The sequence below is a fragment of the Deltaproteobacteria bacterium genome (assembly GCA_016709225.1).
In the GTDB taxonomy this organism is placed as follows: domain Bacteria; phylum Myxococcota_A; class Polyangia; order Nannocystales; family Nannocystaceae; genus Xiheibacterium; species Xiheibacterium phototrophicum.
The window spans coordinates 2,617,143-2,630,355 of the sequence record JADJEE010000012.1 but is presented as its reverse complement, the minus strand read 5'-3'; the positions used below and the strand labels follow the sequence as shown (position 1 = coordinate 2,630,355).

Genomic DNA, 13,213 nt, shown 5'->3' with positions numbered 1-13,213 from the left:
GCAGCTCACCGGTGCTTGCGGATCTCGGCGTCGAGCTCGCGATCGGCGGCTTCGAGCTCGCGCATCCGTCGATCGAAGTCCGACGAGGACAGCGCCTTGCGGTCCTTGCCGGCCTGCAGCTCCTTGGTCTTCCCGAACGCGCGGTAGCCAACGTATCCGGCACCCGCCACCATCGCGACGAAGAGCATCGGCCAGAACAGCTTGAGTGCCAGTGAAACCGCCGCGATCGCGCCCAGACCGATCAAGGCGCCCTTGACCACGGAAAGTCCCTGACCGCCGTCGTCGTCGTGCTTTGCCATTGCCTGTGCGACTGCCCTCGCGCGGCCGGAGGCAGCGCAGTTCGCAGCATAGACGCGCGCGCGCACCCCCGCAAGGCAGCGGCCGATCGGCCGGCGTGGCGCTCGCGTGGACGCGTGGTGGGTTTCGGGCACGCCCGCCCAGCGCGGACAACTCACGCCCGGTGCGTGCGCCAGGCGGCGCGTCCCCGGCGGTCCTCGCGGGCGAAAGCGCGTAGTCTGGCGCGCGGACGAAGCCCATGCGTGTCACGATCTCGATTCCCCTCGCGTTGTTGTTGTTCGGTTGTGTGAAGCATGCCGAGGTCGGCACCACCACACCGGATGGGCAGACCGTCACGACCTCGGACGGCAAGCCGGTCGCGCACGACGACTCACCGGCCCTGCCGACCGACCCCGACCTCGTGACCGGCGAGCTCGCCAACGGCCTGCGCTACTACATCCGCAAGCACGGCAAGCCCGAGAAGCGGGTCTATCTGTGGCTGGCGGTCAACGCCGGCAGCGTGCTCGAAGACGACGACCAGAAGGGCCTCGCGCACTTCGTCGAGCACATGGCCTTCAACGGCACCAAGCGCTTCGAGAAGAACACGCTGATCGACTTCCTCGAGAAGGCCGGCATGGACTTCGGCGCCGACTTGAACGCCTTCACGTCGTTCGACGAGACCGTGTACCAGCTCAAGGTCCCGACCGACGATCCCAAGCTCGTGGCCAAGGGCCTCGACATCCTCGAGGACTGGTCGAGCGCGCTGTCGTTCGACGCCAAGGAGGTCGACAAGGAGCGCGGCGTGGTCATCGAGGAGTGGCGACTGGGCCGCGGCGCCGGCCAGCGCATCTTCGACAAGCAGTGGCCGGTCTACCTCGAGGGCAGCAAGTACGCCGATCGCAAGCCCATCGGTGAGAAGGAGATCCTCGAGAAGGCGCCGGTGGCCACGCTGCAGCGCTTCTACAAGGACTGGTACCGCCCGGATCTCATGGCGGTCGTGGTGGTCGGCGACGTCGACCCCGCCGCGATGAAGAAGGAAATCGAGTCGCGCTTCGGCAAGCTCACCAACCCCAGCAAGGAGCGCCCGCGCCCGGCGGTGGCGGTGCCGTTGCTCGACAAGACCCGCGCGGCGGTGATCACCGACCCGGAGGCGAACTTCACCACCGTGACGCTCGCGTTCAAGGGCAAGCTGACGCCCTACGACACCGAGAAGGACTACCGCGCGCACCTCGTCGACGACCTGTTCCACGGCATGCTGCGGGCGCGCCTCGACGAGATCCGCCAGCGCGCCGACGCGCCGTTCGTGTTCGCGTTCTCGAACACCAGCTCGATGGGCCGTGCGGTCGACACCTTCAACCTCACCGCCGGGGCCAAGGCCGGCCACGTCGAGGACGCGCTGCAGACCCTCGTGGTCGAGGTCGAGCGCGTGAAGCAGCACGGCTTCCTCGCCAGCGAGTTCGAGCGCGAGCGCGCCCGCACGCTGCGTCGACTCGAGCGCAACGTGACCGAGAAGGACACCGTCGACGGCCGCTCGTATGCGTTCGAGACCGTGTTCCACTTCCTCGAGAACGAGGCCATGCCGAGCCGCACCAAGCAGTACGAGCTCGCCAAGGCGATGGTGCCGGGTATCACGCTCGCCGAGGTCAACGAGCGCGCCGCCTACTGGACCGCGCAGAAGGATCGCGTGCTGATGGCCAGCGGTGCCGCGCGCGACAAGATGCCGACCGACAAGGAGCTACTCGCGGTCGCCGATGCGGTCGTGGGCAAGAAGGTCGCTGCCTACGAGGACCGGGCAACGGGCGAGCTGATGAAGACCAAGCCCACGCCGGGCACCATCACCAAGACCGAGACCATCGCGGAGATCGGCGTCACGGTGTGGACGCTCGGCAACGGCGCAAAGGTGGTCGTGAAGCCGACCGACTTCAAGAAGGACGAGGTGTTGTTCGAGGCCATGAGCCCCGGTGGCACCTCGCTGGTGAGCAACAAGCAGTACGACTCGGCCACCAACGCGGCCGCGATCGTCTCGCGCTCTGGGCTCGGCGAGCTCGACAACGTCACGATCCGCAACCTGCTGGCAGGCAAGGTCGTGAACGTGAACCCCTTCATCGGCGAGCTCGAGGAGGGCATGCGTGGCAACGCATCGCCGCAGGATCTCGAGACCCTGCTGCAGCTGGTCCACCTCACGGCCACCGCGCCGCGCAAGGACCCGGATGCGTTCACCTCGTGGAAGGCCAGCACCGCGGAGTTCGTGAAGAACCGCGACCTGAACCCCATGCAGGTGTTCTTCGAGCAGTTCACGGCGTTCCGCTGGAACAACCACCCGCGGCACATGCCGACCACGCTCGAGTCGCTCGATCGCGTCGACCACGACGCGGCCCTCGAGATCTACAAGAGCCGCTTCGCCGACCTCGGTGACTTCACGTTCCTGTTCACCGGCAACGTCGACCCGGCCACGCTCGAGCCGCTGGTGAAGACCTACCTCGCGAGCCTGCCGACCAAGAAGCGCAAGGAGAGGTGGAAGGACGTCGGTGCACGCCACCCGAGCGGCGTGAAGAAGTTCGAGATCGACAAGGGCGTCGATCCCAAGAGCTTCGTGATGCTCGAGTACCACGGCGCCACCCGCTGGACGCCCGACGCCGAGGACGACATCGAGATCCTCGCCGACGTGCTCGACATCCGCCTGCGCGAGGTCCTGCGCGAGGACATGTCGGGGGTCTACGGTGCGTTCAGCAACGGCCGCATCAACCGGCGTCCGAAGCCGGAGTACTCGTACAACATCGGCTTCGGCTGCGCGCCGGAGAACGCCGGCAAGCTGCAGCAGGCGGTGTTCGACATCGTCGCCTCGCTGAAGAAGGACGGCATCGGCGAGGACTACCTCGAGAAGATCCGCGAGAAGCGACGCCGCACGCTCGAGACCTCTCTGCGCGAGAACCGATTCTGGTCGGCGCAGCTGTCCGAGCACTTCCGCTACGGCACCGACCCGCGCAAGATCAACGAGCTCGAGAAGAGCATCGCGCGCGTGACCAGCGAGAACGTGCAGAAGGCCGCGAAGAAGTACCTCGACGACCGCTCGCACTTCGAAGGCCTGCTCATGCCCGAGGGCCAGGGCACCGGCGGTGCGAAGCCGGGCAAGGCCGCGGTGGCGGGCGACAAGGCGGTCACCACCAAGCCCGCCGCGACCCCAGCGAAGGCCGACAAGCCCGCCGGCTGAGCCGCGCGTGCGCGGTGGCGACGGCCGCGGGGTGGGAGCCTCGCGGCCGTTCTTCGTGATGCCGTGGCGCGCCGCTGGGGCTAGGCACCGATCGCGGTGCGTCCGATCATCACGGGGTCATCGTCGTCGTCCATGATCTTGCGTAGGAACAGCGCCTCCGGCTCGGCGCTCCGCCCCGCCGCAGCGCGGAGCCCCATCGAGCACGAGCCCGTGACCTCGGCGCCCTCGTCGATCGCGACCGTGCGGGCGGATGCGTCGCCGTGCAGGCGGCCCGTGCTGGCGATGCCGAGGCGTCCCGCGACGTCGACATCGCCCTCGACGAGGCCTGCGATCACGAGCTCTCGCGCGATGACGTGGCCGTGGACCTCGCCGCCCTCGCGGATCTCCACCCGACCGTGGCACTCGATGTCGCCGCGCACGATGCCCGCGATCTCGAGGTCGCGCACCGCGAGGATCGAGCCGTTGATGCGCGCGTCGTCGCTGATGACGTTGGCGCAGGGCTCCGGCACAGGCTCGGGCGCCGCCTCGGGCTCGGGCGGCGCCGCCGGCATCGGCTCGGCCAGGGCCTTCATCTCGGGGGCGGGTGGCTTGCGGCGTCTGGCGAACATCGGGCTGCGATCACAGCCATGATTTGAGGTGATTCGCAATACTTAAAAATTGCTCTGTAATGTCGGACGCGTTTCCGGTCGAACGACGACGTCCAAGCTACGCTCGTCGCGAACATCGACATGGCGCGTGCGAATTCGAACTCTGCATCGTCGGGGTGGGCGTGGGGCTCGGGCGGGCCGCCATCCCGCGTACCGCCGCCGCATCGGCCCCCCAGCGGGGGCGGGATGGCCGGCACGTGGATCGCCGCCGCGCTCTTCATCGCCGTGGTGGCCGGTGGTGTCGCGTTCGTACTCCACTCGGTCCGCAACGGCGGGTCCTCGACCGAGCCCGAGGCCGAGGCCGCGGAGACCTCGGAGACCGCGAGCGAGCCCGTCGTCGATCCCGCCGCAGCGACGCCGACAACCGACGCGATCGAGGCCGCACCACCGACGTCACCATCGCCCGCGGTCGAGCTCGGCACACCCGAGCCACCGCGCTCGCTCGAGGCGATCGCATGGACGGTCGCGACGCCCTCGACCCTCGACGAGCTCGTGCGTGCGTGGTCGTTGCCCCGCGACTCGCTCGTGGCGTTGAACCCCGCGCTGTCGACCACCGAGGCCATCCCCACCGGCACCAAGGTGATCGTGCACCGGGGCTCGATCTCGGGGAGTGAGTCGGTCGGCCCGCCCAACGACGGCCGCTTGATCGGTGCGGTGCCGTTCCCGGAGGGCCGCAGCTGGTTGCTGGCCCCGGATCGCACGCGGGCGTTCGGCACCGGCGAGACGATCGTCGCCGTGCTCGCCGCGCTCGATGCTTCCGCAGCGAAGTTCCCGGGCCGCGCGCCGATCCAGCTCGGTGAGATCTCGGCCCGCCGCGGCGGGCCGATCTATGGTCATCAGTCGCACCAAGCCGGCCGCGACATCGACATCCGCCTCATCCTCGACGACGCGCGCAGCGGCTTCGATGGTGCGCGCAACTGGTTCCTGGTCAAGACACTCATCGACGGCGGCGAGGTGGTGGCGATCTTCTTGAACCGCTCGCAGCAGGGCTGGCTACGCGCCGCGGCCGAGGCCGATGTTGGCGCAGCCGCGGCCGACGAGTACTTCGCGTTCATCAGCCACGAGCCTGGTCACACGATCCACATGCACGTGCGCTTCCGATGCCCCGACTCGGACCGACGCTGCGTGGTGTACTCGGTCGGCGAGACCACCGAGAAGATCGTCCCGGTCAGCAAGCTGCCGGGCGGCGGCAAGCTCCCGGGTGGCGGCAAGCTCCCGGCGCCGAAGAACGGCAAGCTGCCCACGCTGCGCCCGAAGAACCCACCGCGGGGATCGACGACCCCCACCAAGCCGGCCCCGAAGCTGCCACGCACACCGGCCAAGGGCCGCTGATCGCAGCGACGCGTTCGCTCGCGATCGACGCCGCGCTTCACGTCGGAAGCTTGGCGCCCAGCACGTCGAGCCGCTCGATGCGTGGTGGCTCCGCGAGCAGCACCTCCGCGTTGGCCATCAGCGCCTGCGCGATCGGCCCGGCCAGATGCTCCGCGCGCCCGCTCTCGTCGCCGAACGCGTCGAACACACCGAACGTGTCGGGCGCGAGCCGGATCGCAAACCACACCACCGTCTTGGGCTCGTCACCCGCCAGCGCGAGGCCCTGCCTCAGGAACGCCTCCACGTCGGCTTCCTTGCCCGGTCGAGCCTTCAACGTCACCAGTAGACCTACGTTCACCATGGCAGCTCTCGCTTTCTTGCGATCGTCGCGACCGCCCGGGCAGCCTACGGCGCCGTGGTCATCCGGACCAATGGCAGAATCGACAATGATGGTATCATTCTCGCCATCGTGCGGATCGACGTGTTGACCCTGGACGGGGCCTTCGACCTGGGACTCGGGGCCGTGCTCGACACCTTGGCGATCGCCAACGAGCTCGCCGCGCCTGGCCCGGCGCCGTTCGACGTGCGGACCATCGGCATGCGGCGGACGGTTCGAACGCAGCAAGGGTTCCGGTTCTCGACCCAGCCGGTGAGCCCACGCTCGCGCTGCGACGTCGTGGTCGTGCCGGCGCTCGGTTGCAAGACGCCGGAGACCCTCGAGGCTGCGCTCGCGCGACGCGACGTGCGCGAGGCCACCGCGTGGTTGCGGCTGCGCGCGCGTCAGGGTGCACGGATCACCGCGGCATGCACGGGCACCTTCGTGCTCGCTGCATCGGCGCTGCTGGATGGCCATCGCGCGACGACGACGTGGTGGCTCGCGCCGACGTTTCGCGCTCGCTTCCCGGCGGTCGAGCTCGACGAGTCACACATGCTCGTCGAGTCGGGCGCGATCGTCACCGCAGGGGCCGCGCTCGCACATCTCGATCTCGCGCTGTGGCTCGTGCGCGGGGTGAGCCCGAGCCTCGCCGACGTGGTCTCGCGCTACCTGCTGGTCGAAGCGCGCCCTACCCAGGCGTTGTACGCGATCCCCGATCATCTCTCGCACAGCGACGAACTCGTCGCGCGCTTCGAACAGTGGGTGCGCCGACGGCTCGCGCACCCGTTCGATGCACAGGCCTCGGCGCGTGCGATCGGGACCAGCACGCGTACGCTCGCGCGACGGATCCGTCGCACGCTCGGCAAGACCCCGGTCGGCTACGTGCAGGAGTTACGCGTCGCCCATGCGTTGCACCGCCTGCGCACCAGCGACGCCAGCCTCGACGAGATCGCCGCGGAGGTGGGCTATCGCGACGGCCTGACGCTGCGGGTGTTGCTGCGACGCAAGACCGGCCGTGGCGTCCGCGAGCTGCGGCGCCGCGCGTAGGCGTGCGACTTCAATCCGGCAGCCAGCGCATGCACGACAGCACCTTCACCTCGGGCGGCTCGCCGGGAAAGAACACACCCGTCGCGGTGTCGTCGCTCGGCACGTAGTCGAACTGGAGCTCGAACGGCACCGGCATCGCGCTCTCGGGATACGGTAGCTCGCCGGCCCAGTACGACTGCGACGGAAACACCTCGCCGTGCTGGTAGAGCTCGGCGCAGTTGGTCCACCCCAGCGGATCATCGGTGCTCGAGATCTCGGGCGCGTACAGACTGCCCGACCAGATCATCTCGGCGTCGATCATCACGTTCACGAACAGCGGATCCTCCCAGCCTGTGCAGAGCCAACCACCGACCGCCTCCGGCGGCAGGTCCTCGAGCTCGTCGCCCGACGACGAACCGGTCGCATCCACGCCGGTGTCGGTCGTGCCCATCGCCGAGGTCGCCTCGGCACCGTCGCCGGCGTCGGCGGTCGAGCTGCCGGTGGTCTGGGCCGCACCGCTACTGCTGCCGTCATCGGCGACGCCGCCGTCTCCGTCGCCGACGGTGGGCCCGCACGCCACCAAGCACAGCACCAGGGATCCACGCCTCATACCGCGAGGGTAGCAGGGCCACGCGCCGACGATTCGGGCTGCGGACGCGCCTTTGGCCGATCTTTGACCCGATCTCGAGGGTCACGCGCGTCACCCCTTGCATGCTTCGCAAGCGGCCCGCCACGATCGTCAGGCGACCGGGCGATCGGTGGGCTGCAGAAGTGGCGCGCGTCATCACCCGGACGAGCCGCCATGGTCGTAGGCATGCCGCGCCCCCAGCCGCACAGGATGACGCCGCCGTTGCCCGCTCCGACGGCGTCGGTGTTCCTACAGGGCGCGCGCGACGTGCGGCTGTACACGGCGATCGAAGGCCCCGGCACGCGCGGCGTGGTTTGGTTCGTGCTCGGCCCCGAAGTGCGCGCCGAACCGCCCTACCCGCGACTATGCGCTGCACTGCGCACCGCAGGCTTCGCGACCGCCGTGATGCACCCACGCGGCAGCGGTTTCTCCGACGGCACGCGCGGGGATCTCGACGATCCCGCGCTGCTGCGCGACGACGACGAGCGCTTCCTCGCGCTGCTCGGTGCACGGTTCGCACGGGTGTTCCTGCTCGGCCACAGCGCAGGTGCAGCCACGGCCCTCGAGCTCGCCGCAGCCGCACCACCGACGCTCGCGGGGCTCGTGCTGGTCAACCCGGCGTGGAAGCTGCGGTACGCCGAAGGCATGGGCCCGAGCTTCCGCGACTACGTCGTGTTCGCCGGCAACGCGATCTTCCGTCGCTCGGCGCTCAGCGTCGACATGAACCGCGCGCCGCAGCGGATCGCGTTCGCACCCGATCGTGCAGAGGCGCTGGCGATGCAGCGGGACCCCTTGGTGGTGCGCTACTTCAGTCTGCGCTACCTGTGGGCGCAGCGGCGCGTGATGAAGCGCTGCCCTCGCAACCTCGCGGCCTCGCGAGCGCCGCTGTTGCTGGTCCACGGCGCCCACGACGTGCTCGTGGACCCCGCAAGCTACGCCGAACTGCTGGCCATCGCCGAGTCGCCCGACAAACACGAGCTGCTCGCGCCCGAGGGCGGCCATGGTTCGAGTGCGGTGGAGACGGTCGTAGAACCGTTGATCGCGTGGTTCGTCGCCCACGCCGCCCACTCTGACTGCGCATAGCGGGCTTCGCTGCGACCACTCGGGCGCCGCGGCGCGTCGATCGTGTCGTCGTGGGCGCTCAGATCTCCTCGACCATGTAGTCGCGCAGGCCGATGCCCTCGATGGTCTGACCCTCGTCGCGCACGAAGAAGCCCATGCCCGGCTCGCCATCGGCCCAGGTGTCGTCGACGCTCTGGCCCACCTCGACCCAGTCGTCCGGCGGCCGGCGATGCGAGGCGGTGATGGTGTTGCCCTGCACGCGCAGCCGCAGCTGATCGAAGTCCTGCAATGGCCCGGGGTTGAAGCTCTCGCCGCCCATCGGTGTGAAGTCGCCGAACCCGCCGTTCCAGCGCATCAGCTGCACGCTGCCGTCGGCGTCGTAGAGATATTCGTAGCCGCGGTTCTCGGTGGCGGTGTCGGCCATGCGCGCGAGCAGGAGGATCTCGCCGTAGGGCGGCGGGCCGGCGACGTAGACCGTCGCGGTGATCTCGACGTCGGGGCCGAAGCCCTGCAGGTGCGCGTAGTTGTCGTTGTAGCCGCTGACGTAGGCATCGGCCTGCGCGAGACCGTCGCCGGTGCGGATGCGCAGCCACGGCGACGAGATCGCCGTCCACGCGCCGCCCTCGCTGATCGGGTCTTCCGCCAGCGGGAAGTCGGTCATGTAGAAGCCGCGGCCCGTGGAGGTGCCCCCGAGATCGAGCGTGGGCCCGCCGTCGTCGTCGGTCGCGCTGTCCGCAGCGCTGGTGCTCTGCGAGCCGCCGCCATCGTCACCCGTGGAACCGCCCATGCTCGTACCTTGCGTGTTCGACGTGCTCCCGCCGCTGCCGTCCATCGAAGTGCCCGCACTGCCACCGTGACCGGTCGAGCTGGAGCTCGCCTCGCAATCGCCGTTGGTGCACGAGTTCTCCGGCGCATGACAAGCCGCAAGCAGCGCTGCAGTGAGGACAGTTCCTGTCCCGTGGGCGAAGGTTCGTGGGACCACTCGGTTCATGGGAGACCGACGCGCAACAGCAAGGCACGCGCCAGCGGCCGTGCCGCGCTCGCCCGCGTGCCGCGGCGATGCGTTGGCCGTGGCACCGAGGTCGCAGCGCAGTGCCGGCCGGGGGCGTCCAACCCCCGTGGCCGCACCGCCGGAGGTGAAGCGACGTCACCACAGCTCGCGCAGTCGCAACGGCGTGGGCGCCCACAGCGGGGACACCCGTTGCAGGCCGTCGCGCGGGCGCAGTGCCGCCATCGGTGGTCGCGGCGCGCCCATGGCCGCGCGCCCGAACACGAAGCTGCGGTTCACCGCGTAGGCGTTCGGCGTGCCATCGGGCGCCGGGTAGAACGAGAGATCGAACTGCGTGCCCTCGACCGTCATGAAGAAGACGTCGCGATAGATCGGCATCAACACCGGATCGACGCTCGCGCCCAACATCGCGAACGACGGCACGTCGATCTCGAGATCCGTGCCCGACCAGGTGATGGTGGCGTCACCGAGCGCGAGATCGCTGAACGCCCCCGCGTAGCCGGTGAGATCGGCGGCCGGCGGGTCGAGCAGCTGCGGCGGCGTGCTCGGCTCGGGCAGACGATCGGCCGCAGCCTCCTCGAGCGCGACCGCGGCGACGAGATCCATGCTCTCGCCCGCGCCGTTCGAGAGGATCGAGACCCCGACGCCCTGCTCGGGCAACACCAGGAACGCCGAGCTCATGTCGAGGGTGTTGCCGCCGTGCTGCAGCAGCGGCGTCGCACGATAGCCCTGCGGACCGCTGAAGCCGCCCGCCGCCATCAGCCCATAGCCGTAGCCGACCTCGTCGGGCGCGACATTGACGGCCATGCCGACCTGGCCGGTCGACATGGTCTCGCGCAGGGCATCCGACAAGACCGTGTCATCGCCGTTCACGAAGAAGCCGGCCAGCGTCGCCATGTCGCTCGCGGTCGACCACACCAGGCCGGCTGGGCGCGTGAATGCGTTGTCGACGTGGTTCTCGGGCGTGGTCCAACCGATCGATGACACCCCGGTGCCGTAGATCTCGATCAGATCGAAGGTGTCGAAATCGGCGTCGAGGATCGGCCCGAAGCCGCTCGCGACATCGGTCTCGTGCGCGAGCATGTCGTCGCGGCGGGCGTAGGTGTGCGCCATGCCCAGCGGCGTCGCGATGTCATCGATGACGACCTCCGCCCACGGGCGATCGCCGAGCACCTCGACGAGGGCGCCGGCGAGCGAGAAGTTGGGGTTGCTGTAGCTCCACGCGATCCCGGCCGGCATCATCGCGTACTCGCCGGCAGCGAACGCTCCGGCCACGCGCGCCTGCAGCTCGGCATCGTCGGGCGCGTCGCTCCACGGCGTGTAGTCGAACAGGCCCGTCTGATGCGAGAGCAGCTGGTGCACCGTCAGCGACTCGAGGGCGCCGGGCGACGCCGCCAGCGTGACGCCCGGGAGCAGATCACCGACCGTGGTGTCGAGCTCGATCGTGCCCGCATCGACCTCGCGCAACAGGGCGATCGCGGTCATCTTCTTGGTGTCGGAGCCGATCTGGAACACGGTGTCGGTGGTCACCGGATTGCTCGCGGCGTCCTTGGTTCCGAAGCCCTCGGCGTAGATGACCTCGCCGTCGCGCCAGACCGCGACGCTGTAGCCGGTCGCGTAGCCGTCGCCGAGCGAGTCCGCTACGGCCGCACGGATGCGCTCGATCGACGCATCGTCGAGCACGTTGGTGTCGCCGGTGGTGCTCGATCCGCCGGTCGATCCCCCGGACGACGTGTCGGTTTGGCCGCTACCGCCCTCGCTGCTCGAGTCGGCGGCCGCGGTGGTCGAGGCCGTCGTGATCGATCCGGTCGAGTCGCTGCTCGTGCCGCCCTCGCCCGAGGTGCTGTCGGCGTGGGCGTGGCCGTCGTCGTGCTGACACGCGAGCGAAGCGGCGCAGAGCAGCGCCGCGAGTGCGCGTCCCGGTGATGGGACGCCTGCGGGAGCGTTGGGCATTGCCCATGGAAACACCATGGGGTCGATTGGTGTCACCGCCGATCTCGCATCGACGCGCACTCGCGTGGTCCACGTCACGATCGCGCTGCGTACGGCCGCCCGCATCCCATGTGCTGTCCCCGGTGACAGGCGGGCTGCGCTCGGCCGGGCGCGCACGCAACAGCGCGTCGCGACAGTGGGCATGCCGCTTGCTCGGATGGGACCAGGAGGCCCTTCATGTATCACCCACGTCGCGCTTCGCTGCTCTTGCTCCCGTTCGCGTCCGCGTTGCTCAGCCGTGACGCAGCTGCGGCCCCGACTGCGCTCGACGTCGACGTCCACTACACGCACGCGTGTGCGACCACCAGCTGTGGCGACGCGCTGTGCTGGGGCGACAATGGTTTCGGGCAGGCGACCAGTCGGATCATCCCGCGCGGCCAACTCACGCCACCGCCGCGCTACACGTCGATCACCACGGGGCTGCTGCACACCTGCTCGATCATGAGCAGCCGCGTGGTCGCGTGTTGGGGCGACAACTCGAGCGGACAGCGAACGCCACCGCCCCAGTTCGCCACCGCATCGCTCAACCCCGGCTACAGCCCGGCGGAGATCGACGCTGGCTGGTTTCACACCTGTGCAACGACCGGCTACGGGAGCATCGCGTGTTGGGGCGACAACTCGAGCGGTCAGTCATCGCCTCCAGCCGCGCCCTTCGACGACGACTATGTCTGGGTCGACGTCAGCGCCGGCGCGTGGCACTCGTGCGGCCTGATGGTCGACGGTCGCATCGCCTGCTGGGGCGCCGACGACGACGATCAGAGCTTCGGACACGCCATCATCGATGAGGCTTGGTTGCTGCCCAACGAGGAGTTCGTCGATGTCGAGGTCGGCGACCAGCACAGCTGCGCGCTCACCGATCATGGCCACATCTACTGCTGGGGCAGCAACGATGACGGCCAGCTGTACGATGCGCAGAACGACTTCGACTGGGCGGAGGTGGTGCCCGGCTTCTATCGCGCGACGACGATCGAGTTCGATCGACTGGTGGTGGGTGCCGTCGGAACCTGCGGCTTTGCGGGCGCGCAGTCGGTCTGCTGGGGCGCGCCGTTCGACACCGGCGCGCCGTACCTGCCGCCCGCCGGGAGCCCGAGCGACGCCGCGTACGTCGCCAACTTCGGCTGCAAGATCGATGGCGCGGGCGGGCTGTCGTGCTGGGGGTACGGCCCGTCCGCGCCATCGCTGGGCAGCAGCTGCGGGCTCACGCTGACGCGACCTCGCTTGGGCGGTTGATCAGCTGCCGCGTCGCGGCATCCGACCGGACAACGCCGCATCGATCGCCCGATTGCGGGCCTCGATCGCGTCGCGCTCGCGCAGCTCCGCCTCGAGCCGCTCGATGCGACGGCCCGCGCGCGGCGTGCGTGGATCGAGCAAGATCTGCCGCACCCACGCCCCGGCATCGCCGTGGTCGAAGTCCCATCCGCGCTGCTGTGCGATCGCGAACAGGCGCAGCAGGTGGCCGGAGTCGAGCACGCCGTAGCGTTGGACCATCCGCGACGCGAGCGTCCGCAGGGCCTCTTCGTACTGCCGGGGCGCTCGACCGTGCAGGCCGTCGGGATGGCGGCGTGCGAGTTGCGCAGCGAACTCGGCGAGCGTTGGATCGCGCGCCTCGAGCAGCGCCACGATCTGTGGGGCACGGATCACGAGGGGTTCGCGACCGTCTGCGTCGTGCGTCACC

At 69.4% G+C, this 13,213-nt stretch carries 13 protein-coding genes; 6 read left to right on the top strand and 7 right to left on the bottom strand.

Annotation, left to right across the window (positions count from 1 at the left end):
- Positions 1-5 precede the first annotated feature (5 nt).
- Complete coding sequence (locus tag IPH07_35850; protein ID MBK6922817.1) at positions 6-365, bottom strand: hypothetical protein; 360 nt, start codon at positions 363-365, stop codon at positions 6-8.
- Positions 366-535: 170 nt separating this feature from the next.
- On the opposite strand from IPH07_35850, the gene IPH07_35845 reads away from it, so the two are divergent.
- A complete protein-coding gene (locus tag IPH07_35845) occupies positions 536-3,487 on the top strand; it encodes an insulinase family protein (protein ID MBK6922816.1) in 2,952 nt (983 codons plus the stop codon).
- A gap of 80 nt (positions 3,488-3,567) precedes the next feature.
- Here the strand turns inward: IPH07_35845 and IPH07_35840 are convergent, their stop codons facing one another.
- A complete protein-coding gene (locus tag IPH07_35840; protein MBK6922815.1) occupies positions 3,568-4,095 on the bottom strand; it encodes a polymer-forming cytoskeletal protein in 528 nt (175 codons plus the stop codon).
- 225 nt (positions 4,096-4,320) lie between these two features.
- Between IPH07_35840 and IPH07_35835 the strand changes: the two genes are divergently transcribed.
- Entirely contained in the window at positions 4,321-5,466 is a 1,146-nt protein-coding gene (locus IPH07_35835) for a penicillin-insensitive murein endopeptidase (protein MBK6922814.1), read from the top strand.
- Positions 5,467-5,503: 37 nt separating this feature from the next.
- Here IPH07_35835 and IPH07_35830 read toward each other — a convergent pair whose 3' ends face one another.
- Entirely contained in the window at positions 5,504-5,806 is a 303-nt protein-coding gene (locus IPH07_35830; protein ID MBK6922813.1) for an antibiotic biosynthesis monooxygenase, read from the bottom strand.
- Positions 5,807-5,914: 108 nt separating this feature from the next.
- On the opposite strand from IPH07_35830, the gene IPH07_35825 reads away from it, so the two are divergent.
- Entirely contained in the window at positions 5,915-6,868 is a 954-nt protein-coding gene (locus IPH07_35825) for a helix-turn-helix domain-containing protein (protein MBK6922812.1), read from the top strand.
- A gap of 10 nt (positions 6,869-6,878) precedes the next feature.
- On the opposite strand, the gene IPH07_35820 is transcribed toward IPH07_35825, so the two are convergent.
- The gene (locus tag IPH07_35820) at positions 6,879-7,457 is read right to left on the bottom strand and encodes a hypothetical protein (GenBank protein MBK6922811.1); all 579 of its coding nucleotides are present in this window, start codon (positions 7,455-7,457) and stop codon (positions 6,879-6,881) included.
- Between the two features lie 240 nt (positions 7,458-7,697).
- On the opposite strand from IPH07_35820, the gene IPH07_35815 reads away from it, so the two are divergent.
- Complete coding sequence (locus IPH07_35815; protein MBK6922810.1) at positions 7,698-8,558, top strand: alpha/beta fold hydrolase; 861 nt, start codon at positions 7,698-7,700, stop codon at positions 8,556-8,558.
- Between the two features lie 58 nt (positions 8,559-8,616).
- Here the strand turns inward: IPH07_35815 and IPH07_35810 are convergent, their stop codons facing one another.
- Both IPH07_35810 and IPH07_35805 read right to left on the bottom strand, forming a co-directional pair.
- Positions 8,617-9,324 (bottom strand): hypothetical protein, encoded by a 708-nt coding sequence (locus IPH07_35810; protein MBK6922809.1) that lies wholly within the window; start codon positions 9,322-9,324, stop codon positions 8,617-8,619.
- Between the two features lie 360 nt (positions 9,325-9,684).
- Positions 9,685-11,229 (bottom strand): beta-lactamase family protein, encoded by a 1,545-nt coding sequence (locus tag IPH07_35805; GenBank protein ID MBK6922808.1) that lies wholly within the window; start codon positions 11,227-11,229, stop codon positions 9,685-9,687.
- On the opposite strand from IPH07_35805, the gene IPH07_35800 reads away from it, so the two are divergent.
- On the top strand, positions 11,201-11,422 hold the full coding sequence (locus IPH07_35800; protein MBK6922807.1) for a hypothetical protein: 222 nt from the start codon (positions 11,201-11,203) through the stop codon (positions 11,420-11,422). The two genes, IPH07_35805 and IPH07_35800, sit on opposite strands and share 29 nt — an antisense overlap.
- A gap of 293 nt (positions 11,423-11,715) precedes the next feature.
- The gene (locus IPH07_35795; protein ID MBK6922806.1) at positions 11,716-12,768 is read left to right on the top strand and encodes a hypothetical protein; all 1,053 of its coding nucleotides are present in this window, start codon (positions 11,716-11,718) and stop codon (positions 12,766-12,768) included.
- Here the strand turns inward: IPH07_35795 and IPH07_35790 are convergent, their stop codons facing one another.
- On the bottom strand, positions 12,769-13,212 hold the full coding sequence (locus IPH07_35790; GenBank protein ID MBK6922805.1) for a hypothetical protein: 444 nt from the start codon (positions 13,210-13,212) through the stop codon (positions 12,769-12,771).
- Position 13,213: the final 1 nt, after the last annotated feature.

What these genes read in the sequence shown, in the direction of transcription:
- IPH07_35840 (MBK6922815.1), bottom strand. Translation starts at nt 4,095, where the DNA reads ATGTTCGCCAGACGCCGCAAGCCACCCGCCCCCGAGATGAAGGCCCTG.
- IPH07_35810 (MBK6922809.1), bottom strand. Translation starts at nt 9,324, where the DNA reads ATGGGCGGTTCCACGGGTGACGATGGCGGCGGCTCGCAGAGCACCAGC.
- IPH07_35845 (MBK6922816.1), top strand. Translation starts at nt 536, where the DNA reads ATGCGTGTCACGATCTCGATTCCCCTCGCGTTGTTGTTGTTCGGTTGT.
- IPH07_35795 (MBK6922806.1), top strand. Translation starts at nt 11,716, where the DNA reads ATGTATCACCCACGTCGCGCTTCGCTGCTCTTGCTCCCGTTCGCGTCC.
- IPH07_35800 (MBK6922807.1), top strand. Translation starts at nt 11,201, where the DNA reads ATGCGCTCGATCGACGCATCGTCGAGCACGTTGGTGTCGCCGGTGGTG.
- IPH07_35820 (MBK6922811.1), bottom strand. Translation starts at nt 7,457, where the DNA reads ATGAGGCGTGGATCCCTGGTGCTGTGCTTGGTGGCGTGCGGGCCCACC.
- IPH07_35835 (MBK6922814.1), top strand. Translation starts at nt 4,321, where the DNA reads ATGGCCGGCACGTGGATCGCCGCCGCGCTCTTCATCGCCGTGGTGGCC.
- IPH07_35830 (MBK6922813.1), bottom strand. Translation starts at nt 5,806, where the DNA reads ATGGTGAACGTAGGTCTACTGGTGACGTTGAAGGCTCGACCGGGCAAG.